At 54.6% G+C, this 25,129-nt stretch carries 25 protein-coding genes; 12 read left to right on the forward strand and 13 right to left on the reverse strand.

The features are described 5' to 3' along the window. Positions 1-8: 8 nt before the first annotated feature. The 4 genes from RTU33_RS05275 to RTU33_RS05290 all read left to right on the forward strand — a co-directional run bounded on the left by RTU33_RS05275 (position 9) and on the right by RTU33_RS05290 (position 3,354). Positions 9-560, forward strand: coding sequence for a YbhB/YbcL family Raf kinase inhibitor-like protein (locus RTU33_RS05275; RefSeq protein ID WP_312625799.1), 552 nt, complete (start codon positions 9-11; stop codon positions 558-560). Positions 561-651: 91 nt separating this feature from the next. Beyond that, positions 652-1,002, forward strand: a complete 351-nt coding sequence (locus tag RTU33_RS05280) for a DsrE/DsrF/TusD sulfur relay family protein (RefSeq protein ID WP_312625800.1) — start codon at positions 652-654, stop codon at positions 1,000-1,002. A gap of 104 nt (positions 1,003-1,106) precedes the next feature. Beyond that, positions 1,107-2,891, forward strand: coding sequence for a methyl-accepting chemotaxis protein (locus RTU33_RS05285; protein WP_312625801.1), 1,785 nt, complete (start codon positions 1,107-1,109; stop codon positions 2,889-2,891). Between the two features lie 217 nt (positions 2,892-3,108). Then, complete coding sequence (locus tag RTU33_RS05290; RefSeq protein WP_312625802.1) at positions 3,109-3,354, forward strand: DUF1883 domain-containing protein; 246 nt, start codon at positions 3,109-3,111, stop codon at positions 3,352-3,354. A gap of 40 nt (positions 3,355-3,394) precedes the next feature. On the opposite strand, the gene RTU33_RS05295 is transcribed toward RTU33_RS05290, so the two are convergent. Further along, positions 3,395-4,075 (reverse strand): gamma-glutamylcyclotransferase, encoded by a 681-nt coding sequence (locus tag RTU33_RS05295; RefSeq protein ID WP_409438223.1) that lies wholly within the window; start codon positions 4,073-4,075, stop codon positions 3,395-3,397. Positions 4,076-4,251: 176 nt separating this feature from the next. Further along, positions 4,252-4,482, reverse strand: a complete 231-nt coding sequence (gene chaB, locus RTU33_RS05300) for a putative cation transport regulator ChaB (protein WP_312625803.1) — start codon at positions 4,480-4,482, stop codon at positions 4,252-4,254. A gap of 265 nt (positions 4,483-4,747) precedes the next feature. On the opposite strand from chaB, the gene chaA reads away from it, so the two are divergent. Further along, the gene (chaA, locus tag RTU33_RS05305; protein ID WP_312625804.1) at positions 4,748-5,848 is read left to right on the forward strand and encodes a sodium-potassium/proton antiporter ChaA; all 1,101 of its coding nucleotides are present in this window, start codon (positions 4,748-4,750) and stop codon (positions 5,846-5,848) included. Between the two features lie 180 nt (positions 5,849-6,028). Here chaA and kdsA read toward each other — a convergent pair whose 3' ends face one another. The 5 genes from kdsA to hemA form a co-directional block, all read right to left on the reverse strand. Then, complete coding sequence (kdsA, locus tag RTU33_RS05310; protein WP_312625805.1) at positions 6,029-6,883, reverse strand: 3-deoxy-8-phosphooctulonate synthase; 855 nt, start codon at positions 6,881-6,883, stop codon at positions 6,029-6,031. 38 nt (positions 6,884-6,921) lie between these two features. Beyond that, positions 6,922-7,731, reverse strand: coding sequence for an invasion regulator SirB1 (sirB1, locus tag RTU33_RS05315; protein WP_097164353.1), 810 nt, complete (start codon positions 7,729-7,731; stop codon positions 6,922-6,924). A gap of 78 nt (positions 7,732-7,809) precedes the next feature. Beyond that, the gene (gene prmC, locus RTU33_RS05320; protein ID WP_312625979.1) at positions 7,810-8,646 is read right to left on the reverse strand and encodes a peptide chain release factor N(5)-glutamine methyltransferase; all 837 of its coding nucleotides are present in this window, start codon (positions 8,644-8,646) and stop codon (positions 7,810-7,812) included. Then, positions 8,646-9,728: a peptide chain release factor 1 gene (gene prfA, locus RTU33_RS05325; protein WP_312625806.1), complete on the reverse strand. Its 1,083-nt coding sequence runs from the start codon at positions 9,726-9,728 to the stop codon at positions 8,646-8,648. Before prfA ends, prmC begins: the two co-directional genes overlap by 1 nt. A 42-nt stretch (positions 9,729-9,770) precedes the next feature. Beyond that, on the reverse strand, positions 9,771-11,027 hold the full coding sequence (gene hemA, locus RTU33_RS05330) for a glutamyl-tRNA reductase (protein ID WP_312625807.1): 1,257 nt from the start codon (positions 11,025-11,027) through the stop codon (positions 9,771-9,773). A 195-nt stretch (positions 11,028-11,222) separates the two neighbouring features. Between hemA and lolB the strand changes: the two genes are divergently transcribed. The 5 genes from lolB to RTU33_RS05355 all read left to right on the forward strand — a co-directional run bounded on the left by lolB (position 11,223) and on the right by RTU33_RS05355 (position 16,162). Then, the gene (gene lolB / locus RTU33_RS05335) at positions 11,223-11,840 is read left to right on the forward strand and encodes a lipoprotein insertase outer membrane protein LolB (RefSeq protein ID WP_312625808.1); all 618 of its coding nucleotides are present in this window, start codon (positions 11,223-11,225) and stop codon (positions 11,838-11,840) included. Then, positions 11,837-12,697, forward strand: coding sequence for a 4-(cytidine 5'-diphospho)-2-C-methyl-D-erythritol kinase (gene ispE / locus RTU33_RS05340; protein WP_312625809.1), 861 nt, complete (start codon positions 11,837-11,839; stop codon positions 12,695-12,697). Before lolB ends, ispE begins: the two co-directional genes overlap by 4 nt. A 134-nt stretch (positions 12,698-12,831) precedes the next feature. Further along, positions 12,832-13,779 carry a ribose-phosphate diphosphokinase gene (gene prs / locus RTU33_RS05345; protein ID WP_097164424.1) on the forward strand — a complete coding sequence of 316 codons (948 nt, stop codon included), beginning with the start codon at positions 12,832-12,834 and terminating at the stop codon, positions 13,777-13,779. Between the two features lie 124 nt (positions 13,780-13,903). Next, entirely contained in the window at positions 13,904-15,598 is a 1,695-nt protein-coding gene (gene dauA, locus RTU33_RS05350) for a C4-dicarboxylic acid transporter DauA (RefSeq protein WP_312625811.1), read from the forward strand. Positions 15,599-15,622: 24 nt separating this feature from the next. Next, positions 15,623-16,162 carry a GNAT family N-acetyltransferase gene (locus RTU33_RS05355; protein ID WP_312625980.1) on the forward strand — a complete coding sequence of 180 codons (540 nt, stop codon included), beginning with the start codon at positions 15,623-15,625 and terminating at the stop codon, positions 16,160-16,162. Positions 16,163-16,198: 36 nt separating this feature from the next. Here the strand turns inward: RTU33_RS05355 and ychH are convergent, their stop codons facing one another. Beyond that, a complete protein-coding gene (ychH, locus tag RTU33_RS05360) occupies positions 16,199-16,474 on the reverse strand; it encodes a stress-induced protein YchH (protein WP_312625813.1) in 276 nt (91 codons plus the stop codon). Between the two features lie 270 nt (positions 16,475-16,744). Here ychH and pth point away from each other — a divergent pair, with 270 nt between their 5' ends. Both pth and ychF read left to right on the forward strand, forming a co-directional pair. Continuing rightward, complete coding sequence (gene pth, locus RTU33_RS05365) at positions 16,745-17,329, forward strand: aminoacyl-tRNA hydrolase (RefSeq protein WP_312625981.1); 585 nt, start codon at positions 16,745-16,747, stop codon at positions 17,327-17,329. A gap of 115 nt (positions 17,330-17,444) precedes the next feature. Further along, a complete protein-coding gene (ychF, locus tag RTU33_RS05370) occupies positions 17,445-18,539 on the forward strand; it encodes a redox-regulated ATPase YchF (RefSeq protein WP_312625814.1) in 1,095 nt (364 codons plus the stop codon). A gap of 46 nt (positions 18,540-18,585) precedes the next feature. Here ychF and RTU33_RS05375 read toward each other — a convergent pair whose 3' ends face one another. The 5 genes from RTU33_RS05375 to RTU33_RS05395 all read right to left on the reverse strand — a co-directional run bounded on the left by RTU33_RS05375 (position 18,586) and on the right by RTU33_RS05395 (position 25,098). Further along, entirely contained in the window at positions 18,586-19,128 is a 543-nt protein-coding gene (locus RTU33_RS05375; protein ID WP_312625816.1) for a LuxR C-terminal-related transcriptional regulator, read from the reverse strand. Positions 19,129-19,306: 178 nt separating this feature from the next. Further along, positions 19,307-19,564, reverse strand: a complete 258-nt coding sequence (locus tag RTU33_RS05380) for an acyl carrier protein (RefSeq protein ID WP_312625817.1) — start codon at positions 19,562-19,564, stop codon at positions 19,307-19,309. Next, a complete protein-coding gene (locus RTU33_RS05385; protein WP_312625818.1) occupies positions 19,557-22,079 on the reverse strand; it encodes a hypothetical protein in 2,523 nt (840 codons plus the stop codon). The genes RTU33_RS05380 and RTU33_RS05385 overlap by 8 nt, the downstream gene beginning before the upstream one ends. A 497-nt stretch (positions 22,080-22,576) precedes the next feature. Next, on the reverse strand, positions 22,577-23,710 hold the full coding sequence (locus RTU33_RS05390) for an IpaD/SipD/SspD family type III secretion system needle tip protein (protein ID WP_312625819.1): 1,134 nt from the start codon (positions 23,708-23,710) through the stop codon (positions 22,577-22,579). 56 nt (positions 23,711-23,766) lie between these two features. After that, positions 23,767-25,098: a hypothetical protein gene (locus tag RTU33_RS05395; RefSeq protein WP_312625820.1), complete on the reverse strand. Its 1,332-nt coding sequence runs from the start codon at positions 25,096-25,098 to the stop codon at positions 23,767-23,769. Positions 25,099-25,129 lie beyond the last annotated feature (31 nt).

Below are 25,129 nucleotides of genomic sequence, written 5' to 3' on the forward strand. Positions count from 1 at the left end.
ATGCGCTTATGAATCGTACTCCCGGCATTATTGCTTTCACGGCACTGTTCGCCTGCATCGGCGCGCCCAGCGCCAGCGAATTGTTTATTCTGCAATCCCCGGCCTTCGCCGATAATGCCCTGCTCAACCGGACCTATGCCGGAAACGACGCAAAAAATGCCAACTGTCCCGGGAAAAACAGCTCACCGCCGCTGGTCTGGAGTAACGTGCCGCCGCAAACCCAAAGCCTGGCGCTGATCGTCCACGACCCGGAAGGCAATAAGGGCCTCGGCGTGACCCATCTGGTTGCCTATAACATTCCTGCGTCAACAACAGGATTTGCGCCGGACGCCTTAAGGGATGGCAAAGGCTTTACCGGCGGCAATAACACGCCGGGTACTCATGCCTGGTACGGCCCTTGTCCGCCACCGGGTTCCGGAGCGCACCATTACACCTTCACGCTGGTTGCCACCTCTTTACCGCCCACGCTGCCTGCGGGGCTAACGCGTGAAGCGCTGTTTGAGCAACTGAAAGGCCACCAGCTCGCAGCCGCCGGACTGATTGGCCGTTTCGGGCAGTAGCCTGCGGCAGATCATCTCCGTACCGGGAAGCGGTTGGCTCTCTGCCCGACTCGCAGTAGCATTGAACCTCACCATTTTTCAAGGAGTGAGTATGCAAAGCATTGTGATTATCGCCAACGGGGCGGCCTACGGCAGCGAATCGCTGTTCAATAGTCTGCGCCTGGCCATTGCGCTGCGCGAGCAGCAGCCTGTCGAACTGAAAGTTTTCCTGATGTCGGATGCCGTTACCGCCGGGTTACGCGGCCAAAAACCGGCGGAAGGCTATAACATTCAGCAAATGCTGGAAATTCTCACCGCGCAGAATGTGCCAGTAAAACTGTGCAAAACCTGCACCGATGGCCGGGGCATTACCGGGCTTGTGCTGGCGGATGGCGTAGAAATCGGGACGCTGGTGGAGCTCGCACAGTGGACGCTGGAGGCCGACAAAGTATTAACTTTTTGAGTCAAAAAGCGCCGGTTAAATGTTTTTCTTATGGACCCGGTTTCACCATCAAGTTCCTGCCCGGCTTGCCGATATCAAGCCAAACAACACAGCAGGAATATATTATGTTTCGTTCTATTCGCACGCGCATCATTGCAGCAACCGCCGGATGTCTGGCGGTTGCCCTTCTTCTGAACACCATCATCAACTATCAGGTCACCCGCCGCGATAATCTTCAGGCACAGCAGGAGATGTTAATCAGCACCCGTACCAGCCACGGTATGGCGATAGCGGACTGGGTCAGCAGCAAAATGGCCGTGATAGCTTCACTCGATAAAGTTGCGCTGAGCGACGACCCGGTGCCGCAGTTCCTGCAAATGGCCCGCGCGGGCGGTTTCAGCAACGTATATGTCGGCTACGCCAGCAAAACAGCTAAATTCTCCGATCCAACGGGCGTTCCGGCAGATTATGACCCGACCGTTCGCCCGTGGTACCAGCAAGTGCTTCACGACAACGCGCCGGTCGTGACCGCACCTTACGTTGATGCAGGAACAGGTAAACTGGTGGTGACCTTCGCTGCTCCCGTGAAAGAGAACGGCGAGCTGAAAGCCGTTGTCGCCGGGGACGTTACGATGGATAGCGTTGTGGCAAACGTCCGTGAAATCCATCCGACGCCCGCCAGCAGCGGGCTGCTGCTGAACAGCGACGGCAGCGTGATTGCGGCAAGCGATTCGGCACTGACCCTGAAACCGCTGAATGAAGCCATCTCCGGCGTGAGCTTAAAAGCGCTGACTTCCGGAGAAACGGTTTCAGGCAGTCTGGGTAAGAGCGAGAAATTCTTTTCCGCCACGTCGGTACGCGGCACACACTGGCTGCTGGTGGTGGCGCTCGATCGCAGCGATGCCACCTCCGGCATGAACGCCCTGCTGAAAGCCTCTGCGGTTGCCTTCATCGTACTGGTGCTGGTTGGCGGCGGCGTTGTGCACCTGCTGGTCGCAGCGATGCTCAAACGCCTGCTGACCATTCGCGATGCAATGCTGGCTATCGGCAACGGCACCAACGATCTCTCCCAGCGTTTACCGGAAACGGGCAATGATGAAGTGGCGCAGATTGCCCATGCCTTCAACCTGTTCAGCAACAAGCTGGCGCAGGTAATGCTCCAGCTTCGCGATGCAACCTCATCAGTTCAGACTGCCGCACAGGAAATTGCTGCCGGTAACCGCGACCTGTCGGCACGGACAGAACAGGCGGCCTCAAGCCTGCGTGAAACCGCCAGCGCAGTGGAGCAAATTACGGCGTCGGTGTCGCAGTCTACGGAATCCGCTACCGCCGCCAGCGCACAGGCCGAAAAAGCCACCAAAGTCGCCTCGAAAGGCGGTAGCGTGGTCTCCAGCGCCATCGACACCATGCAGGCTATTGAAACCGCCTCGGCAAAAATCGGTGACATCACCAGCGTCATCGACGGGATCGCTTTCCAGACTAATATTCTGGCGCTCAATGCTTCTGTCGAGGCCGCTCGCGCAGGCGAACAGGGTCGGGGATTTGCCGTCGTCGCCGGAGAAGTTCGTAATCTCGCCAGCCGCAGTGCGCAGGCGGCGAAAGAGATTAAAACACTGATCGACTCCACCGCTGAAAGCGTAGCGACCGGCTCGCACTACGTCCGTCTGGCCGGGGAAAGCATGCAGGAGATCGTCTCCAGCGTCGGTAGCGTATCGGGGATCATTCGTGAAATAAGCATTGCCAGCAGCGAGCAGATGCAGGGCATTAAAGAAATTAACCACGCGGTCATCCATCTTGACCGGATGGTACAGCAGAACGCCGAGCTGGTTGTGGAATCCGCCGCCGCGGCAGGTGCTCTGCAGTCGCAGGCGGGTGACCTCGCTACGACAGCGGGTCATTTCCGCATTTAATCTTCTGCTGGCGCCTGTTTGAACCCTGAATATCGCGCTAGCTGAATGGTTTCAGGAACTTTGTCATTATTGTTTAATCGTTACGGCATTTTTTGATCAAGGTCAGCATCCGTCCCCTTCCCCTTTGGTGTGATGCCATGTGTGAATTGTGAACAACATCACGCACAGGAACACGCAGGCAGGGAGTGCAAACGCTTAGGGTTACGGGGTAAAGACAATGGCAATGGTAAAAGCAAGTTTAACGCTGTTTGGCGGGGATACGGTAGTGGTGCGCTGTTCTGAGCGCTGCCACATTCATTTGATGAGCGCCAAAAAACAGGAGAGTCAGCACCAGGCTGATATCCTCAGCGTACAGAATCGGGAGCACGCTTATCTGACCGTGCCCTACAGCGGTACCTGGAATGTGCTTATCGACAGCCACAGCCAGTCGTTAGAGCACTCCATCAGTTACGTTCCTGCATAAACCATAAAGCCCGGCGCTGCCGGGCTTTTTCTTGAACGTATCAGGCCGTTCGCGGAAGATTTTCACCGTTCAGCAAATGCCGCACGCGGTTTACCAGCTCATTCAGGCAATCGTCCTGCATGCCGAGCTTCACCAGTTCCTGTTCGAGCGAGAAAAGGTACTGCGCATTCGTACCGAGCGGACCGCTGGCCGCTGCGATCAGCGGGGCAATGACCTGCACGCTGGTATCCGATTCATACAGCGGATGGCGCGGATCCATGATAAAGACCAGAGCGTTTACCGTACGCCCGTCGTCCAGCGCCAGCTTGCACCAGGTTGGCAGGTAGCAGCCGGTGATCATTTCGCGCTTCCAGAGAAGGGACAACTCGTCTTCAAGCGCACAGTCGCGGAGCCTGTAGGCCACGCCGGTGGTGCGGCCGCCCTCTTTCAGGGCAAGCATTCGCCCGGGCTGACAGGCGCTACCTCGCCCTGCCGTCAGGCGCAGGCAGAAGGCACGGTGCCAGCCGACGAGCGTACCGGTGCAGGATTCACTGTAATCCAGCGCCGGGTTCCACATCAGCGAACCATAACCAAAAATCCATACAGGGCCATCATCCGGGCGACAGGATAACGTTGCGGCAAGCGAGGCTGCACGTTGTTCAGGCGACCAGAGTAGCGATTCCTCGATTGCACCAAAGGCCGTTTTGCAATCGGCTTTCAGCAAGAAATCACGCGTTAACACTTTTAACCTCCACCACTGCGAACTTCCCTGCGACCACTGATTTCCTTTTATATTGCTGAAATAGTATCCAGCTTCCACAGACAATATGCAATGAATGGGCCGATAGCAAGGCAACAAAGTGTCAATAAGAGTCAAATAATTCCTTCAGCGCTAGCGCATTCGCGAAACGCGCTCATTTATTTCTTTTTATGCCATTTATCATCGTCGCCTTTCTCATACTGATGTTTTACCGCCGCCCACGCCACGCGGTGTGCGGTCTCTTCGCGAGTAGCGTCATCTCGCCTTTCTTCTTTATGTTTGTACTCATCCCAGGCGCTGTTAAACGCTTCTTTATAGATATCCTGAGCGTGGGCGGGCAGCACGTGCTGGACGCTGTCGGGTAAGTCAGTGCGGGTTTTATAAGGCATGGTGTTCTCCGGCATGGGGACAAACGTTAAGCCTGGTACACGAAATACCACACGGCAAGCCAGAGGAAATATTGCATTATCCTTTCAATTAACAGGCTGTTATTTAAACTTAATTTAAACGTAACTTAATCTTTATCCCACTTATCCACGTCCACAGGCAAAGGGGTAAACTTCCGTAAACATTCGCGGGAAAATCGAACAAATCTGCTATTTTATCGCGCTATGTTATCTATAATTATAAAACTTGCACAAATGGAGATGGTTCATGACACATGCACATGAGGCGGTCAAAACCCGCCACAAGGAGACGTCGCTTATTTTCCCGATCGTAGCACTGGCCGTACTGGTTTTCTTTGGTCACAACCAGTCCCTGCCAGTGGTTATCGGCATTAATATTCTGGCGTTAATTGGTATTTTAAGCAGCGCATTCAGCGTTGTTCGTCACGCAGACGTACTGGCCCACCGCCTTGGTGAGCCTTATGGTTCCTTGATTTTAAGCCTTTCGGTGGTAATCCTCGAAGTTAGCCTTATTTCTGCCTTAATGGCGACAGGCGATGCCGCGCCGACGCTCATGCGCGATACGCTTTATTCAATCATTATGATTGTCACCGGTGGCCTTGTCGGCTTTTCACTGCTGCTTGGTGGGCGCAAATTCGCTACCCAGTACATGAACCTTTTCGGCATTAAACAGTACATGATTGCCCTCTTCCCGCTGGCGATTATTGTACTGGTATTCCCGATGGCGCTGCCGGGTGCAAACTTCTCCACCGGCCAGGCGCTGCTGGTCGCGCTGATTTCTGCGGCAATGTATGGCGTGTTCCTGCTGATTCAGACCAAAACGCACCAGAGTCTGTTCGTGTACGAGCATGAAGACGAAGCGGACGACGACGATCCGCATCATGGCAAGCCTTCCGCCCACAGCAACCTGTGGCACGCAATATGGCTGATTGTCCATCTGGTTGCGGTTATCGCTGTCACCAAAATGAACGCGAATCCGCTTGAAGCGCTGCTGACCAGCCTCAACGCTCCGGTCGCCTTTACTGGTTTCCTGGTAGCGCTGCTTATCCTCTCGCCGGAAGGCCTTGGCGCATTGAAGGCGGTGCTTAACAATCAGGTACAGCGTGCCATGAACCTGTTCTTTGGTTCCGTGCTGGCCACCATTTCCCTGACCGTTCCGGTGGTGACGCTGATTGCATGGGCGACAGGCAATGACCTGCACTTCGCGTTGGGTTCACTGGAGATGATTGTGATGGTCGCCTCGCTGGTGCTGTGTCACATCTCGTTCTCCACCGGGCGTACTAATGTGCTGAACGGTGCTGCACACCTGGCGCTGTTCGTGGCTTATCTGATGACGATATTTGCCTAGGTAAACAGCAAGGCCGTCTGAGAAGATGGCCTTTAGTGTTTGCTCCCTCTCCCCGTGGGAGAGGGTCGGGGTGAGGGCATCAGGCCGCAGCAGACACATTTTCCCTCACCTTGCTCCTCAAGGGAGAAGGGATAGCCATAAAAAAACCCGCCGCGGCGGGTTTTCTCATTTCTGAGCAACTTACTTACTGGTATCCAGCGGCTCGAAGTTCTTCACCAGATCGTCAATGGCTTTAATCTGTTTCAGGAACGGTTCCAGCTTATCCAGCGGCAGCGCGGACGGGCCGTCGCATTTCGCATGTTCCGGATCCGGGTGGGCTTCAATGAACAGGCCCGCAAGACCGGTTGCCATGCCCGCGCGCGCCAGCTCGGTGACCTGAGCACGACGACCGCTGGAGGCGGCGCCGAACGGGTCGCGGCACTGCAGCGCATGGGTCACGTCAAAAATCACCGGAGAGTTGCCGGAGACGGCTTTCATTACGCTGAAACCCAGCATATCGACAATCAGGTTGTCGTAGCCGAACTGCGTGCCACGGTCGCACAGGATAACTTTGTCGTTGCCGCCTTCGGCGAATTTATCGACGATGTTACCCATCTGGCCTGGGCTGACGAACTGCGGTTTTTTGACGTTGATAACGGCACCGGTTTTTGCCATCGCTTCCACCAGGTCAGTCTGACGCGCGAGGAACGCAGGCAGCTGAATCACGTCCACTACGTCGGCAACGGGCTGTGCCTGATGCGCTTCATGTACGTCAGTGATGATTTTCACGCCGAAGGTCTGCTTCAGTTCCTGGAAGATCTTCATCCCCTCTTCGAGGCCTGGGCCACGATAAGATTTGATGGATGAGCGGTTGGCTTTATCAAAAGAGGCCTTGAACACGTAAGGGATGCCCAGCTTCTGGGTCACGGTCACGTAGTGCTCACAGATACGCATCGCGAGGTCACGGGACTCAAGCACGTTCATGCCGCCAAACAGGACAAACGGCAGGTCGTTTGCGACGTTGATATCGCCAATGCTAACCACTTTTTGTTTCATAGGATCGCCTTATCAGGGGTTAATCGGATTCTTTCCGGTTAATGCAAGGTTATGTGTTTGCTCGCGATGCTGTTGATCTGCGCGCGAATGATTTCGCTGATCGGATCTTCAGGGCACTGCTCCACGAAATAGCTCAGATCGCTGAGCGCAACATGTTCGCACTCCAGCTGAGCGTAGATCAGGCCGCGATCGCGGATTTCATAAGGGTCTTCCGGATTAAACTGCAGCAGCGCTTCGCTGACGCGCAGCGCCAGCTCCATCTGCCGCTCTTCCATCAGGGCAGATTTCAGGGTGTCGAGCAGCTTGCGGATCACTTCTGAGTTATCCGCCTCATCCAGATCTTCGTTAAAGAGTTCGGCCACCGGGCTGATATTACCCTTCAGCCATACTTCCAGCGTGTGCTCATCCAGGGTATCGCCGGTGAAAGGATTAATGAGCCACATTTCGCCGGTTTCAACATCGGCGCGCAGCAGGAGCTGAGTCGGGAAAATCACCGGCATCATCGGAATTGAAAGACGACGGGCCACCCACAGCATGATAGCGCCGAGCGAGACCGCACTGCCTTCACGGTTTTTCAGCACTTTATCGAGCCACAGCGCGTCAGAAAGACGGTAAATACCGTGGGCGGAGCTAAAGCCCCACTCGCCGTAGAACAGCTCAATCAGACGTTCAACCTGCCGGGTTTCCGTCCAGGAAGGGCTGATTTCCTCCTGCGCCAGGCTGACCAGCTGTTCCAGCTCGTCAATCACGTACTGAGCCTGGAAATCGTCACGAATCAGTTCAGAGATGAGGATCATACCGTCGCACAAAGGTGCTTTGTTAAATTCAAAATCCGCTAATGACCTCATGACCTACCCCAACTGCGTGTTGCTGAATGGCAACCTGATGACTTCAAAATGATGCTAATAATAACGCTAAACGGGCTTTCAGTCAGCATTCCGTCTCCCCACCGTTAAGCGCTCGTTTCCGCCATAGTCACGGCAGGTTTCCACCTCATCGTAACCGGCCTGCTGATAAAGCTCGCGAACCGCCTCGCCCTGCTTCCAGCCATGTTCCAGCAGCATCCAGCCGCCGGGCAGCAGAAAGCGCTTTCCTGCACGGATAATATGCGCAAGATCGGCAAGCCCTTCATCAGGCGCCACCAGCGCGCTCAGAGGCTCAAAGCGCACGTCGCCTTCGCCAAGATGCGGATCTTCAGCGTCGATGTAGGGCGGATTGCTGACAATCATGCCAAACGTCTGCCCTTCGAGCGCGCTGAACCAGTTGCTTTGGGTAATCGTCACATTGTCGATATTCAGGCTTAACGCATTGCGTTTTGCCAGCGCCACGGCTTCGGCCACAAAATCCACCGCCGTTACCCGGCAATCCGGCCGTTCACTCGCCAGCGCCAGCGCGATCGCGCCGGTACCGGTGCCCAAATCCAGGATTTCGCAGGATGCATCAGGCAAACGCGCCAGCGCCTGCTCCACCAGACATTCGGTGTCCGGACGCGGGATAAGCGTCGCCGCGGAAACTTCCAGCGGCAGCGACCAGAACTCGCGCATGCCGACCAGATGGGCAACGGGTTCACCGCTCGCCCGGCGCGCCAGCAACGCTTCCAGCCGCTCGCTCTCTTCAGCGGTTAAGTTCGTTTCATCGAACGCCAGAATGAAGGTGCGCGTTTTGCCCGTCACAAAGCCGAGTAAAATCTCCGCATCGCGGCGCGGACTTTCGCTTTTTGCGAGACGCTCAATCGCCTGAATCAGCCACTGCTTAAAATTCATCATTCCTGATCGGACAGCGCCGCCAGCTGATCGGCCTGGTATTCCTGGACGATCGGTTCGATTAGCATGTCGAGTTTGCCTTCCATCACTTCATCAAGACGGTACAGCGTGACGTTGATGCGGTGGTCGGTAACGCGACCCTGCGGGAAGTTGTAGGTGCGGTTACGATCGCTGCGATCGCCGCTGCCGAGCAGGTTGCGGCGCTCAGAGGCTTCCGCCTGCTGGCGCTTGGCGATTTCAGCCGCGCGGATACGTGAACCCAGTACCGAGAGCGCTTTCGCTTTGTTTTTATGCTGCGAACGTTCGTCCTGGCACTCCACCACAATGCCGGTCGGCAGGTGGGTAATACGAATGGCGGAATCGGTGGTGTTTACGTGCTGGCCGCCCGCACCGGAGGAGCGGAAGGTATCAATACGGAGATCGGCCGGGTTGATGTCCGGCATCTCCGCTTCAGGTAGCTCCGGCATAACCGCGACGGTACAGGCAGAAGTGTGAATACGACCCTGCGATTCCGTGGCCGGGACGCGCTGCACGCGATGACCGCCGGACTCAAACTTCAGGCGACCGTAAACACCGTCGCCGCTGATTTTGGCAATCACTTCTTTAAAGCCACCGTGTTCGCCTTCGTTGGCGCTCAGGATCTCCACGCGCCAGCGGCGAGATTCTGCATAGCGGGTGTACATGCGGAACAGATCTCCGGCAAACAGCGCCGCTTCATCTCCGCCTGTTCCTGCGCGCACTTCTACAAACGCATTACGTTCGTCGTCCGGGTCTTTTGGCAGCAGCAGAACCTGAAGATCCTGCTCCAGCTGTTCGCCTTTGGTTTTGGCTTCCTGTAACTCTTCCTGCGCCATTTCGCGCATTTCCGGGTCGTCCAGCATCATTTGCGCGGTTTCAATGTCTTCCTGCACCTGTTGCCAGTCGGTAAAACATTTCGCCACGTCGCTCAGCTGCGCGTACTCTTTTGATAAGGCACGAAAACGCTCCTGGTCGGCGATGGTGCTGGCATCTCCCAGCAGCGCCTGGACTTCTTCATGGCGCTCGTGCAGCGCTTCCAGTTTGGCAACAATAGACGGCTTCATAGGCGTGAATTCACCCTGTAATAAGAATTTGAGAGAGCAGCGCTACTCCAGCCCGAGGCTGTCGCGCAGAATATTCAGGCGTTCATCGTCCCCGTCACGGGCAGCCTGCTGAAGTGATTTCGTTGGCGTGTGGATCAGGCGGTTGGTCAGCTTACGCGCCAGATCCTGCATAATGGCTTCGGCGTCTCCGCCCTGCTGTAACGCGGCCAGCGCCCGGCTGGTGAGCTCATCACGCACCAGATCGGCCTGCGAGCGGTATTCACGAATGGTCTCGCTGACGCTTTGCGCACGCAGCCAGGCCATAAACTCACTGGTTTCCTGCTCGACGATCGTTTCAGCCTGCTGAGCGGCGGCTTTGCGCTGCGCCAGGTTGTGCTGAATGATGTTTTGCAGATCGTCCACGCTGTAGAGATAGGCGTTGGCAAGCTTGCCGACTTCCGGTTCCACGTCGCGCGGCACGGCGATATCCACCAGCAGCATCGGCTGATTGCGGCGCGCTTTCAGGGCGCGCTCGACCATGCCTTTGCCGATAATCGGCAGCGGGCTGGCGGTGGAGCTGATGATAATATCGGCCTCTTTCAGGCGCTCATCGACGTCGCTCAGCGCAATAACCTCCGCGCCCACTTCGTCGGCAAGCACCTGTGCACGTTCGCGGGTTCGGTTAGCGATCAGCATTTTTTTGACCCGATGTTCACGCAGATGACGTGCAACCAGCTCGATAGTTTCCCCGGCGCCCACCAGTAATACGGTCACCGACGACAGGGATTCAAAGATTTGACGCGCCAGAGTACAGGCAGCAAAAGCAACGGACACGGCGCTGGCGCCGATATCGGTTTCCGTGCGCACGCGCTTGGCGACGGAGAAGGATTTCTGGAACATGCGTTCCAGCTCGCTGACGTTAAGATGGCCGCGGCTGGAATCGGCAAAAGCTTTTTTGACCTGTCCGAGGATCTGCGGTTCGCCCAGAATCAAGGAATCCAGGCCGCTCGCCACGCGCATCAGATGGCTGACCGCGTCATTATCCTGGTGCCAGTAGAGGCTCTGGCGCAGGTCCTCTTCATTCAGCTGATGATAATCGCACAGCCAGCGGATGAGCGATTCCTGCAGGTTTTCCTGTTCTTCAACGCTGAGGTAAAGCTCCGTGCGGTTACACGTCGACAGCACCACACCGCCCTGCACCATCGGCTGGGACAGAAGACTTTCCAGCGCCAGATCGAGCGTATCGGGCGAAAACGCAACGCGTTCTCGCAGCGCAACCGGTGCGGTTTTGTGGTTAATGCCTAGTGCCAGGAGCGTCATGAATGCAGGAGTAGTACCAGCGTTGATAAGGTTAGTCTGAGCGCATCATACAGGATGCGCAAGGTCAATAAAAGAGACGGCCCCCTTTCGGAGTAATCGGTAATATTATGATTTGGGACAACTTGAACGTAGACGCTGCCCGCAGGCGGCGCTAGCATTGACGGTGATAACTGCAACGCAACTCAAGGATTTTCAATGAAGCTGACCTCTGTTTTACGCCTGATGCCGCTGGCAGCGCTGGTTCTTTCCGCCTGCTCCATTAATGCGCCGAAAGGCCCGGGTAAAAGCCCGGACTCCCCACAGTGGCAGCAGCATCAGCAGGAAGTGCGTCAGCTCAGCCAGTATCAGACCCGTGGCGCGTTCGCCTTCCTGAACGATGAGCAGAAAGTGTATGCCCGCTTCTTTTGGCAGCAAACCGGCAAAGATAACTACCGTCTTCTGCTCACCAACCCGCTGGGCAGCACCGAGCTTTCGCTTACCGCGAGCCCGGGCAGCGTGACGCTGATTGATAACAAAGGCCAGTCCTACACCTCAACCGATGCCGAAGAGATGATTGGCAAACTCACCGGGATGCCAATTCCGCTCAACAGCCTGCGCCAGTGGATCCTCGGCCTGCCGGGCGATGCCACCGACTATAAGCTCGACGACCAGGCGCGCCTGAGCGAGCTGAACTATACCCAGAACGGTAAAACCTGGAAGGTGGTGTACAGCGGCTACGACAGCAACAGCAAACCCTCCCTGCCGTCAAACATGGAGCTGACCGAAGGCAGCGAGCGCATCAAACTCAAAATGGATAGCTGGATCGTTAAATGAGCACCCGTTGGCCCTCCCCGGCGAAGCTGAACCTTTTTCTCTATATCACCGGCCAGCGTGCCGATGGCTATCACACGTTGCAGACGCTGTTCCAGTTTCTGGATTATGGCGACACAATAACCATTGATGTGCGCAACGATGGTGATATTCGGCTGCTAACGCCCGTTGAGGGCGTACCTGACGAACAAAATCTGATCGTGCGGGCCGCGCGCCTGCTGATGAAAGCGGCGGCAGACAGCGGGCGTCTGGCGGAAGGCGTGGGCGCAGATATCAGCATCGATAAACGTTTGCCGATGGGCGGCGGGCTGGGCGGTGGCTCATCGAATGCCGCAACGGTGTTGGTTGCATTAAATCATCTATGGCGCTGCGGGCTTTCCGCCGATGAACTTGCGGTGCTTGGTCTGACGCTAGGCGCGGACGTGCCGGTGTTTGTGCGGGGCCATGCCGCCTTTGCTGAAGGCGTTGGCGAGCTGCTCACGCCGGTCACGGTGCCGGAAAAATGGTACCTGGTGGCGCATCCGGGCGAGAGCATTCCTACCCCGGTTATCTTTAACGATCCGGAATTGCCCAGAAATTCACCGCGCAGGTCAATTGAAACGTTACTAAAATGTGAATTCAGCAACGATTGCGAGGTTATCGCAAGAAAACGATTTCGTAAGGTTGATGCCGCGCTTTCCTGGCTGTTAGAATACGCCCCGTCGCGCCTGACTGGCACAGGGGCCTGTGTGTTTGCTGAATTTGACACCGAATCCGCTGCCCGCCAGGTGCTTGAGCAAGCCCCGGAATGGCTGCAGGGCTTTATCGCCCGCGGTGTGAACGTTTCACCGTTAATGCACACCATCGAAGGAGCAGACTGAGTTTCGGTGACAACGTCACCCCGTTCCAGACGTTGCATCGTGCTCATTAATACACCGCCTGGATGAAATGCGCCTGGCCCGCACAGTTTTTGGCCCATTCATCCACCACTGGACGCATGCCTGAGGTTCTTCTCGTGCCTGATATGAAGCTTTTTGCTGGTAACGCTACCCCGGAACTAGCACAACGTATTGCCAACCGCCTGTACACTTCTCTTGGCGACGCCGCCGTAGGTCGTTTTAGCGACGGTGAAGTCAGCGTACAAATTAACGAAAACGTACGCGGTGGTGATATTTTCATCATCCAGTCCACTTGTGCCCCAACCAACGACAATCTGATGGAATTGGTTGTCATGGTCGATGCCCTGCGCCGTGCTTCCGCAGGCCGTATCACCGCCGTTATCCCTTACTTTGGTTATGCCCGTCAGGATCGTCGCGTACGTTCCGCTCGTGTGCCAATCACTGCCAAAGTTGTCGCGGACTTCCTGTCCAGCGTCGGCGTTGACCGCGTATTGACCGTAGACCTGCATGCTGAACAGATTCAGGGCTTCTTCGACGTACCGGTAGACAACGTATTCGGCAGCCCAATCCTGCTCGAAGACATGCTGCAGCTGAAGCTGGAAAACCCAATCGTGGTTTCTCCGGACATCGGCGGCGTGGTGCGTGCCCGTGCTATCGCCAAGCTGCTCAACGATACCGACATGGCGATCATCGACAAACGTCGTCCGCGCGCTAACGTCTCTCAGGTGATGCATATCATCGGTGACGTCGCTGGCCGTGACTGCGTGCTGGTTGACGACATGATCGACACCGGCGGCACTCTGTGCAAAGCCGCCGAAGCCCTGAAAGAGCGTGGTGCAAAACGCGTATTTGCTTACGCCACTCACCCAATCTTCTCCGGCAACGCGGCAAGCAACCTGCGTAACTCCGTCATTGATGAAGTGATCGTTTGCGATACCATCCCGCTGTCGGATGAAATCAAAGCGCTGCCAAACGTCCGTACTCTGACCCTGTCAGGCATGCTGGCGGAAGCGATTCGTCGTATCAGCAACGAAGAATCCATCTCTGCCATGTTCGAACACTGATTGAACCCGGTACAAGAAACCCGCTGCGGCGGGTTTTTTTATGTTATTAACCGTTTTGTATGACTAATGCCTCCTTCATTTGCCATCCATTCGACAAATGATGCGCATAGGGATGAAGCTCACTGTGAACAGATCAACACTCGCAGATATCATGCCGTTTCGCGCTCTTATCGACGCCTGTTGGAAAGAAAAATACACCCTTAGCCGCTTTACCCGCGACCTGATCGCCGGCATCACCGTCGGGATCATCGCCATTCCACTGGCGATGGCGCTGGCCATCGGCAGCGGCGTGGCACCGCAATATGGCCTCTATACCTCTGCCGTAGCCGGGATTGTGATTGCGCTGGCGGGGGGATCTCGCTACAGCGTGTCCGGCCCCACCGCCGCCTTTGTCGTCATTCTTTATCCGGTTTCTCAGCAGTTCGGTCTGGCGGGTCTGTTGGTGGCAACGCTGATGTCCGGCGTCTTTCTGGTGTTATTCGGCTTAGCCCGCTTCGGTCGCCTGATTGAGTACATCCCGATCTCCGTCACCCTCGGCTTCACCTCCGGGATCGGCATCACCATCGCCACCATGCAGATCAAAGACTTCTTTGGCCTGCAAATTGCGCATATGCCGGAACATTTCTGGCAGAAAGTCGGCGCGCTGGTGATGGCTTTGCCGGGCCTGAATCCTGGCGATGCCGCCATTGGCATCGTCACGCTGGGCATTCTGATTTTCTGGCCCCGTCTGGGTTTGCGCTTACCGGGTCACCTGCCTGCCCTGCTGGCAGGCTGTGCGGTAATGGGCGTGGTCAATTTGCTCGGTGGAGATGTTGCCACTATTGGTTCGCAATTCCACTATGTACTCAGCGACGGCACTCAGGGCAACGGCATTCCGCAACTTTTGCCTCAGTTGGTCTTGCCATGGAACATGCCGGACTCAGGCTTTACGCTCAGCTGGGATTCCTTGCAGGCGCTGCTGCCTGCGGCATTTTCCATGGCGATGCTTGGCGCGATTGAGTCTTTACTGTGCGCCGTGGTGCTGGACGGCATGACGGGCACGCGCCATAAAGCCAATAACGAGCTGATTGGCCAGGGCCTCGGCAACATGATTGCGCCGTTCTTTGGCGGTATTACCGCCACCGCGGCCATTGCGCGTTCAGCCGCCAACGTGCGTGCCGGAGCCACTTCGCCTGTCTCAGCCGTCCTGCACGCCGTGCTGGTGATCATGGCGCTGCTGGTGCTGGCGCCACTGCTCTCCTGGTTGCCGCTTTCAGCAATGGCCGCTCTGCTGCTGATGGTAGCGTGGAACATGAGCGAGGCGCACAAGGTCATCAATCTGCTGCGCCGTGCGCCAGTAGACGACATCGTGGTGATGCTTATCTGCATGTCGCTGACGGTGCTGTTTGACATGGTCATCGCCATCAGCGTCGGTATTGTGCTGGCGTCACTGCTGTTTATGCGTCGAATCGCCAGAATGACCCATCTCGCACCGGTGAACGTGGCGGTGCCGGACGACGTGCTGGTTATTCGGGTGATCGGTCCTCTGTTTTTCGCCGCAGCCGAAAGCGTGTTCCTCGATTTACAGTCGCGCATTGAAGGGAAACGCATCGTGGTGCTGAAGTGGGATGCGGTTCCGGTGCTGGATGCAGGTGGTTTGGAAGCTTTTCAGCGCTTCGTCAGTCGTCTGCCGGATGGCTGTGAACTGCGCGTATCGAACCTTGAATTCCAGCCACTACGCACTCTTGCCCGCGCGGGAGTACAGCCCATTGCGGGACGTTTGTCGTTTTACCCGAATCGTGATGCGGCGCTTGCCGATATCAGCAATCATCAGCCGTAATAAACAGGATCGCGAAGGATGGATATGCTCACTCAAGCCCCCCGACTGGAAACTGAACGCCTGGTTTTACGGCAGTTTACCGTGGATGATTTTGCTCCACTGGCCGCCTTTTGGGCCGATCCTGGCGTGGTGAAGTTTATCGGTGGCGAGCCTCAAAGTGCAGAAGCGAGCTGGAACCGACTTCTACGCTATATCGGTCACTGGCAGGCGCTCGGGTATGGATACTGGGCCGTGTTTGAGAAACAGTCCGACCGTTACATCGGCTCGTTTGGGCTACAGGACGCGAAGCGAGATCTGACGCCTGCCCTGGCGTTTCCGGAAGCCGGCTGGGCGCTCACGCCAGAAGTACACGGCAAAGGCTATGCCTCCGAAGCGCTGGACGCGATGCTGCAATGGGCTGACAGAAATGTGAACATGCCGCTGTGCTGTATCATTGATGAGGAAAATCAGCGTTCCATTCATCTGGCTGAACGTTTTGGCTTTCGGTTTGAGCACAACGTGACGTATCACAGTAAAGCAGTGGGTATGTATCTACGCCCTTTCCTGGGTTCATCCGGGCAGTAAATGAAAACGGCTCCCACGGGAGCCGTTCTGTGAATCTTAGCTATGGCGGTGACTGTCGCGACGACAGCGCTTGTCGTAATGGCGCACCCACCAGTATCTGTCGCTTACCTGCTCATGACCGCTAACGCGGGCGCCCGCCAGCCAGAGAACGGCACCGAGGAAAATACTCAGCACCGCGCCATGCGCGAAAAACTGCGGCAGGTTAAGTTGTGGAAGCTGGTTTAAAATAGAGTAACCGACTCCCCCGACCATGACGACTAACCCTAAACCCATGAGCACGTTACCGAGTCGCGAAGCGTTTCTGCGTTTCATATGTCACCTCCGGAACTTTGGGTTGACAGGGAATACCCCTGGTCCTTGTGTGTAAAGTATAGACAACACTCCCGCCATTGAGTGCGTCAGCGATCACAATTGCGAACATATAAGCAACATAACTTTACAAATAAACGGCTGAACTCTATGCAATTCTAATGGTTCAGGGTGGTGACTATCCGCTCTGCGCCGTTCGGCCTGCAGAATTTTGTCTGCCGCCGCGATTACAGTACACTACGCGCCAGCTATCGACTCACTCAGGACAAAAACGTGACGATTAAACTGATTGTCGGCCTCGCCAATCCGGGGGCGGAATATGCCGCGACCCGTCATAACGCCGGGGCCTGGTATGTGGATTTACTGGCCGATCGTTTCCGCGCCCCGCTGCGCGAAGAGAGCAAGTTCTTCGGCTATACCTCACGCATTAACGTGGCAGGCGAAGATGTGCGTCTGTTGGTACCGACGACTTTTATGAATCTCAGTGGCAAAGCCGTGGCAGCCATGGCCACATTCTTCCGTATCGCGCCAGATGAGATTCTGGTCGCACACGACGAACTCGATCTGCCACCGGGCGTCGCGAAGTTTAAACTCGGCGGCGGCCACGGCGGCCATAACGGCCTGAAGGACATCATCAGCAAGCTCGGCAATAACCCGAATTTTCACCGCTTACGCGTGGGAATCGGCCATCCGGGCGATAAAAACAAAGTTGTCGGCTTCGTGCTGGGCAAGCCTCCGCTGTCGGAACAGAAGCTGATAGACGAAGCGGTTGACGAAGCGGTACGTTGTACCGAAGTGTGGCTGAAAGACGGCCTGACTAAAGCGACCAACCGCTTACACGCTTTTAAAGCACAATAACGCCCTGCGAGCGGCAATTTTGCCCTGCGCCGTGTATAATAGGCAAAGTTGTTTACTTTTCTGCAATCTGTTCAACGCAACAGGTTGATTATCAAAGATTAAGGTGATTTACATCATGGGATTTAAATGCGGTATCGTCGGTCTGCCTAACGTCGGCAAATCCACCCTGTTCAACGCGCTCACCAAAGCCGGTATTGAAGCGGCTAACTTCCCGTTCTGTACCATCGAGCCGAACACCGGTGTCGTGCCAATGCCCGATCCGCGTCTCGATGCGCTGGCTGAGATCGTTAAGCCGCAGCGTATCCTGCCGACCACCATGGAATTCGTCGACATTGCCGGTCTGGTGAAAGGCGCGTCCAAAGGTGAAGGACTCGGCAACCAGTTCCTGACCAACATCCGTGAAACCGAAGCAATCGGCCACGTGGTGCGATGCTTTGAAAACGACAACATCATCCACGTGAATAACAAAGTCGATCCGGCAGACGATATTGACGTTATCAATACCGAGCTGGCGCTCTCCGACCTCGATACCTGTGAACGCGCTCTGCACCGCGTGCAGAAGAAAGCCAAAGGCGGCGACAAAGACGCCAAAGCCGAACAGGCCGCACTGGAAAAATGCCTGCCGCAGCTGGAAAATGCCGGTATGCTGCGCGCGCTGAAAAACCTGACTGACGAAGACAAAGCCGCGATCAAATACCTGAGCTTCCTGACCCTGAAGCCAACCATGTACATTGCCAACGTCAACGAAGACGGTTTTGAAAACAACCCGTACCTCGACAAAGTGCGCGAAATCGCCGCGGCTGAAGGTTCTGTTGTCGTTGCCGTGTGTGCAGCAGTTGAGTCCGATATCGCCGAGCTGGACGACGCCGACCGTGATGAATTCATGGCTGAAATGGGTCTGGAAGAGCCGGGCCTGAACCGCGTGATCCGCGCCGGTTATGAACTGCTGAATCTGCAAACCTACTTCACCGCAGGCGTGAAAGAAGTGCGCGCGTGGACCATCCCTGTCGGCGCGACCGCCCCACAGGCCGCCGGTAAAATCCACACCGACTTCGAGAAAGGTTTTATCCGCGCACAGACTATCGCTTTCGAAGACTTCATTACCTACAAAGGTGAGCAAGGCGCGAAAGAAGCCGGCAAAATGCGCGCTGAAGGCAAAGACTACATCGTAAAAGACGGCGACGTGATGAACTTCCTGTTCAACGTCTAAGCCTTGTTCCTGCCTTACATAATCCACGCCGCGGCGTGGATTTTTTTTACACCCCGGGCAACACCGACATCCGCCGTCTTTGTCGTCGCTGCAGGCTTTGCCTTCCATATTCCGGGAAAATGATTCCCCATTTCCCCTTCCATGCCTCTAACAGTGAATAAAGCATTACCGTGTTTTTGATTCCCAGTTTGCGTAAACCGTTTCTTTTATGCGTGCTGAAGGTCTTGCTGCTGATGCCATAGCATTTTAATAATGACGTCACGCTGGTCTCCTGACACAGGGAGCGCAGTATGCGCTCTTCTCTTTCGGTCAGAGGCGTGACCGTACCGGCAATGCCGTTGCTCTTTTTCAAATGCTGTAGCGTTATAGCAACAGAGGCATCGCGTGGGACGTTAAGGTTGCGGCAATAAACCAGTGCGCTAAAAGGATCGTTTATTTTATTTTTTCGCATCTGTGTTGCATTAAAAAAATAGACATGTTGATGTCCCGAATCAAAAACAGTTATTTCATCACCGGTCGCAGGTCTGAAATAATGTGTTAGATGATCCATCCCATAGGTAAAAAAAACATCATCCGATATTATTTTCACTTATCTTTCCATTTTATAGAGTCAAATAAAAAAAGCCCGCAAAGCAGGCTTGATTCAATCGTTGCGTAAAGTTATACCGCTGCATTTTTGATAAGCACGTGCATCATTTAGTTCAAGCGCCCCCTTTACCACAACAGCTTCATTACTGCGCTCATCCAGGAGGGCATAATTCGACTGACTAAGGTTTGACTACTGACTGACCAGCGCGCTGGACTATGTCACCAACCGTTAATCTCGAGTTAATTTCTGACTCAGGAATAATGACACCTGCCTCTTCAAGACGCATAAGAAGATCGATTAACTCAACGGAGTCCATAAGAAGATCGTCGATCAGGCGGTCCTGCAGCTTCATATCTCGCGGCAGCACGCCATTAACCTGATAAATAAGATTAACTACCAGTGATTCCACAGGATTTTCAATTATGGTCTCACTCATCACGATCCTCTTTTACGGCCGCAGAATTGAGCACTGTATTCACCGGGGCATCCGTACGTCTTTTAAATATGTCAACCTCGACAGGTTGATTCATTGGCGCAAAATGATTGACCGGTCGATCTTTGTAATCCCAGCGGTTATGCGTCCTGATGGTGGTGAATACCCGATTATCCGGAGAAGTCTTCTCGCCGGAATTGCCCTCGGTCTGATGATGATGATTTACCCCCGCCAGATTCGCCGGTCTGAATTCTGCCGATTTGGCCTTAACATCAACGACGCTTTGCAGCGGCAGGCCCGGCTGACTGTCCCTTGCAGATTGATTCCGCGGTAGCTCTAAAGCCTGCTCTTGCGCCAGGCGCTTTTCGCGCTCCTCGAGCGCAGCTTTCAGCTTTTCTGCCAGGGAGGACGGCTCTACGTTATTGTCCAGCCTGTTGCGTGAATAAGCCGGAACGTTAACGTAGCTGACCTCGCTGTCGACATCACTGTCAACGCCAGACGCTAAGTCATCATAATCACTCACCGAATCACTGAATTCGCTGTCAGCATAACTGCTAACGGTGGACGCTGAATCATCATCGTCACCCAGCGGGTCACTCAATTCGCTATCAGCATGGCTGCTAAATCTGGCCGCCGAATCTACAGAGAGTCTCTGCTGACTATGCCTGAAGGATTGATTCTGCGGCTGCTCTAAAATCTGCGCCTGTGCGATGCGGGTTTGACTCGCCTCGGCGGCTTTTTTAATCATCTCTTCAAATGGGACGTTTTCCTCACCCTTATAGAGCGGATTGTCGTGCCACCTGGGGGGGACTTCGAAAGGCGTAAAATCTGCAAGATCCTCATCGCTCAGTGACTCAACGCTGCCGTGGCGTTCGCCGTTTACCGACGTCGCTGCATCTACGTCGTTATCGTCGGCAAGGGATACTCGCTCCGGGAAACTAACCTCAGGCAACTGCTGTACCTGTTGCTGCACCAGCCTTGCGGTCAGAACCGTTTCGCCTTCCACAATCGCAGCCTTTGTATCGATACTGGCCAACCGGTCAGCATCATTCTGCCGCGTTTTTTTCAGGGCCGTTTCTGCTCCGGTCTGCGAGGATGTCATTGAGGCTCCCGCTACACTCTTCAACGCTTTCGGCGTTTCAGCGGGTAAGTTCAGCGGAGCATAATGCTGCACATGAACCGGCTGGTGTCGGGTAAACCGGTTGACCGTTCGTTCAGTGCTTCTGAGCTGCTCAACGTCATTGATGCTCGTTGTCTGTGAAGTAGTAACAGGCTTCTCAGGATGCTTTTGCGCCTGAGTCTGTGTACCACGATCCCTGCCGTTGTCTGCTCTGTCGGTTTCGGATCGAATGAGGCGCTCATCCCGTATAACCCTATTATTGGCGACACGGTTTTCATTCGCTTGAGTGAGGTGTTTAACCGCCGGCTCAACAGGCTCAAAGCCCGCTTCGTCTTGCTTATTGCCTGGGGGAGCCAGTAGGTCCACGCTCCGGGCTGCTGGCTGGTATGGCTGCACCTTCTCAACAACGTTGATAATGCGATTCCCCCCGAGCGTGTCGATAAAGGCTTTCGCCAGTTCGAACCTCATCTCTTTGCTCAGGTCAGAACCCAGAATTTTACCCATCATGCTGGACGTCGGGTCCTCCGGTGCATGGCGGGCATCGGGTCCTGTGGTGGTATTGGTCACGTCACCGTTTCGGTTTGAATTATCGATGTGAAGCGTGATACCTCCCTTATCCGCGCCACCGAGGAGCAAATATTTTTCGCCCGCATCATCCGGCTTGGGTTCCGCAGGCTCCTGCGGCCCGGCGGGTGCTGCTGGCGGTGGCGCATCCTCTACGTCGTGGAATACCATCGTCTTAGAAAGCGCAGTGCAGTCCGCGGCTAAAAACTCCATCTCTTGCGTCATGCGTTCCCACGGTAAAACAGAACCGCTCAACCTCTGCATGGTATCCTTGCAAACCGAAATAATTCCATCGAACTGCTCGTTGAAGATCGGTTTGTCAGTAACGTCTATTCCTCTGTCATTATGATATTTTACCCATGCGCCAACGCAGTGCGAAACATAAGTATTCACGATATTCTCACTTGCCGCCTTACCGTATTTCTGCGCCAGGTGAGTAAGATCGCCCTGTAATTTACGCTCCTTTTCGGGGCGACCATTGGTAGCGCTTAACTTCATGCACAATTTTTGAAACTTAGCGATATCCTCACTGTTTTTATTCAGCACCACCTCTTCGGAGATAAGCCCCAGAAATTTTTTGATCGCATGCCCTTCTTCACTGAGTGGTGCCGTATTTAACTCAGTAATATACCTCTTAGGAATAGCGGCATGAAAAAGATCCCGGGCGTGAATGGTGATATGAGGTTCATGCAAAAATCTTTCTTCCGCACTCATTTTTGCCGAGGTAACAGAATCTAAAAAAACAGATTTCCCGGTGGCATTAGCGGTCTTATGCACACCTTCATTGTAAATATCACGAATTGCTTGTGATGACGCAGCGGTTACGCCAGGCATAAGAATATCTCCCAGAACTATTTATTCGTTTTAAAGCAGGACGTCAGTAATTGAGTGAACCACGTTAACAGGCGACGAAAACCTGAAGCGGATTTTACGCTATCATCCGAGCGCTCTCTGAATGACGCTGACGGCGTCTCCGGGTTAATCTGAACCACCGCCCGGTTAGCAGGCTTATCCCCCGCGACCTGTTGGATTACAACCCGTTGTCGTGGGAAGACAAAGTATTCATAGCGCTGAGGATTTGCACTTGAGTAGTGGTTATTTGGTCTTACGGACACACCAACGCAGCTGTTGCGAAAGCCACTCTCACCTTCTGCGGATGCACTATAATTCATCCGCACAAGAGGGTGGTCATCCGTAGAAGCATCGAGACGAAACCCCATATAACGACGATTAAATTCACCCGAGGGTTCACATATCCCTTGCGACGGATTGCATAAATATAAACTGTTATATGAGGAATTGACTTTCCACATAATGATGATTCCTGACCGTTATACCAGGTTACGGAACACTTCTTTGGCACTGTCGGCCAGCGAACTGATTGCGCCACTTAACACTTTATTCAGGTTATCAAAGGTGCTGTTTGCCTGAGTGTAGCGCTGGGCAAAAGATTGCATATTACTTTGCAGCCCTGTACCAACGGCATTAAACGTGGCTAACCATGCCTGATAGCTTGCAGTGGATACTTTACCGCTGCCGTCACTCGGGAAATTGGGGCTGTTATGATACTGGTCCAGGTTAAAGCTAATTTTACCGGTGCTTTGGTCAATTTTAAAAGCCGGTTCAAGGGTGGCCGTCATGCTGTCTTTTTCTTCCTGAGACATTGAACTCCAGTTCTCCACGCTACCTGGGTCTATGTCCTTCACTGCATTATTGAAATCAGTGTAACCCTGCTGCATGGTGCTGTTGTTGAAATCCACATTGTTGCCATCTTCACCGGCCTTAACCGCATTGGCACTGGCCTTCTGAACAGTATTATTATAGGCCTCGTATAATTCAGTGTATTTCTGCATCAAATCGGCATAGAAATCGACATAGTCTGATTTGATGCTGCCGATTGCTTTTGCCATCGCAGCCCAAAGTTCACTGTAGCTGGTGTTGACGGTGAATTTCCCTCCCTTTTCATTCTCTTCGTCCGCCTCCGTTACGGCCTGTTTTAGCAGCGCCTTTTGTTGCTCGATTTTAAACTCCATCACGGATAAGTTCGCCTGAGTTCGAGCCTTTTGAATATCCCCTTTAACGGTGGAAATGACGTCTGCGGTCTCCGCCACGCGTTTGTGTTGCTTAGCGACTGAGCTGGCAATATCGTCGTCGGGTGTCAGCTTCTCGTTTACATAGCTGAGCTGCGACATCGATGCCTTGAACTTGCTTCGGTCCCAATCCTCCTTGCAGGTGTCAAATCCATGCTTACTGAGAATTGCCCGGATTTGGTCGAGCTTTTCCGCGCGCGCTGGGGACTCAAGTACCGGTATGATCTGTTCTGCTGCCCGTAGTTTTTTTAACGCCACGCTATTCAATTCAGTGTCGGTTCCTGCGCTGGCTTCAGCCGCTCTGGCGGCATGCGTTTCATGATGGTCTACTGCAACAGGGCGAACAGCGGGAGCCGAAGCGGTAATGGGCCACATAGTTATCTACCTCTCAGAAATAAAGGGTGGTGATACCACCCTTATTAAAATGAAAATTAACGCATGCGTTCAGCAATTGAAGAGGCGGCGCCGTTATTGGTGTTGAGCACGTTTTCGCTGGCCTGATTAAGCGCCGCGCGGGTTTCAGCGGCCTTTTTAGCCCCCTGGGAATGCGTATTCGCCAGTTCGGTGTTAAGCGTACCGTCCGCGCGAGCCAGGTCACTCTCGCCCTGCTTCTCGGCGGCATTCACGTTATAGGCACCTTCAGTAATATTGCGGGTGGTGTTTGCCAGCTGGTTACCCAGTTCGGTGACCACACGAACTTTCTGCGTGTGATTAACAACTTCGCTGTGGTTAATATGTTTATTCCCGGCTTTCAGCATCTCATTAGCATGCGGTTCGGACAGAGTATCTTTCAGCTTGTTGTCCATGGAACGTGCGCCTTTCTGGATCATAGAGTCGCCAGCATTGCCGATGGACGATCCATGTGCCGCCACGCCAAACTCCTGGTTTTTTGCCACGCGGACGTTGTTGTTAAGGGAATTGTTCTCTTTCTGCAAGGCTCTGGTGGAGGCGACGGCCATACCGCCCTGAGCAACCGCCGACGTCACACCGCCAACAATGGCACCATCGCGTCGTTCTTCGGCCGCATCCACCCCTTTTTGGGCGCTGATGGCGGTGGATTTAATAAAGCGCTCAGAGGCTTTTGCCGCCTGGAGATTCTGGCTGTTTTCGCTGTCGCGCAGCGCCACGGTCAGCTTATTGTTCAGAATAAGCTGGTTCATCGGCCCAACCACATTCACAAAGGCACGCTTAGCCGGCGCGGCATTATCAGCCCCCTCGTCCGCCGAATGAGCGCGTTTACGACTGGCGGCCTGGGTGGTCGTGGAGTCTGTTTCCTCCGTTCTGACACGCTTGGCTGCACTTGCACCCGTAACGTCGGTGCCTCCTTCGACGGCTGGCAGCGTGCGTTTTTGACCGGCAGACGGCGCGGAGGTACCGCCTGCGGCGTCCACGGCACTTCGGCTATCAGCGGATTTATTATTCGGCTGAGTGATATTCGTCTGAGACATCATTGCGGCCGGAGCCGCATCGGCCAGCAGTTTTGCTTTATTGGCATCGCCTTCACCCGCGACAGAAAGCGTGACGGTCGGCATCGCGCTTTCCGCATTCACATTCGCCGCGCTGGCCTGCGCCGCATTGGCGCGTACGCTATCCGTTCTCAGGCTGAGCTTATCGTTTAATACGGAAAGCATGCCCTCTTCCGTAACCATCGCGGACATACTTTGCGGATTACGCGTTTCCTGTTGAATATTTGCTGTTTTTTGGCTTTCGTTGAACTCCAGCTGCGCAACGCGTGGGGCCTGAGTATTAACTGCGGTAACCATATGAATAAAACTCCTTGTGCTAATGAAGATA

It is taken from the genome of Scandinavium sp. (assembly GCF_032012665.1).
Classification (GTDB): Bacteria; Pseudomonadota; Gammaproteobacteria; order Enterobacterales; family Enterobacteriaceae; genus Scandinavium.

Coding starts and splice junctions, on each gene's coding strand:
- RTU33_RS05275 (WP_312625799.1), top strand. CDS start 9: ATGAATCGTACTCCCGGCATTATTGCTTTCACGGCACTGTTCGCCTGC.
- RTU33_RS05280 (WP_312625800.1), top strand. CDS start 652: ATGCAAAGCATTGTGATTATCGCCAACGGGGCGGCCTACGGCAGCGAA.
- RTU33_RS05285 (WP_312625801.1), top strand. CDS start 1,107: ATGTTTCGTTCTATTCGCACGCGCATCATTGCAGCAACCGCCGGATGT.
- RTU33_RS05290 (WP_312625802.1), top strand. CDS start 3,109: ATGGCAATGGTAAAAGCAAGTTTAACGCTGTTTGGCGGGGATACGGTA.
- chaB (WP_312625803.1), bottom strand. CDS start 4,482: ATGCCTTATAAAACCCGCACTGACTTACCCGACAGCGTCCAGCACGTG.
- chaA (WP_312625804.1), top strand. CDS start 4,748: ATGACACATGCACATGAGGCGGTCAAAACCCGCCACAAGGAGACGTCG.
- kdsA (WP_312625805.1), bottom strand. CDS start 6,883: ATGAAACAAAAAGTGGTTAGCATTGGCGATATCAACGTCGCAAACGAC.
- sirB1 (WP_097164353.1), bottom strand. CDS start 7,731: ATGAGGTCATTAGCGGATTTTGAATTTAACAAAGCACCTTTGTGCGAC.
- prmC (WP_312625979.1), bottom strand. CDS start 8,646: ATGAATTTTAAGCAGTGGCTGATTCAGGCGATTGAGCGTCTCGCAAAA.
- prfA (WP_312625806.1), bottom strand. CDS start 9,728: ATGAAGCCGTCTATTGTTGCCAAACTGGAAGCGCTGCACGAGCGCCAT.
- hemA (WP_312625807.1), bottom strand. CDS start 11,027: ATGACGCTCCTGGCACTAGGCATTAACCACAAAACCGCACCGGTTGCG.
- lolB (WP_312625808.1), top strand. CDS start 11,223: ATGAAGCTGACCTCTGTTTTACGCCTGATGCCGCTGGCAGCGCTGGTT.
- ispE (WP_312625809.1), top strand. CDS start 11,837: ATGAGCACCCGTTGGCCCTCCCCGGCGAAGCTGAACCTTTTTCTCTAT.
- RTU33_RS05355 (WP_312625980.1), top strand. CDS start 15,623: ATGCTCACTCAAGCCCCCCGACTGGAAACTGAACGCCTGGTTTTACGG.
- ychH (WP_312625813.1), bottom strand. CDS start 16,474: ATGAAACGCAGAAACGCTTCGCGACTCGGTAACGTGCTCATGGGTTTA.
- ychF (WP_312625814.1), top strand. CDS start 17,445: ATGGGATTTAAATGCGGTATCGTCGGTCTGCCTAACGTCGGCAAATCC.
- RTU33_RS05380 (WP_312625817.1), bottom strand. CDS start 19,564: ATGAGTGAGACCATAATTGAAAATCCTGTGGAATCACTGGTAGTTAAT.
- RTU33_RS05385 (WP_312625818.1), bottom strand. CDS start 22,079: ATGCCTGGCGTAACCGCTGCGTCATCACAAGCAATTCGTGATATTTAC.
- RTU33_RS05390 (WP_312625819.1), bottom strand. CDS start 23,710: ATGTGGCCCATTACCGCTTCGGCTCCCGCTGTTCGCCCTGTTGCAGTA.
- RTU33_RS05395 (WP_312625820.1), bottom strand. CDS start 25,098: ATGGTTACCGCAGTTAATACTCAGGCCCCACGCGTTGCGCAGCTGGAG.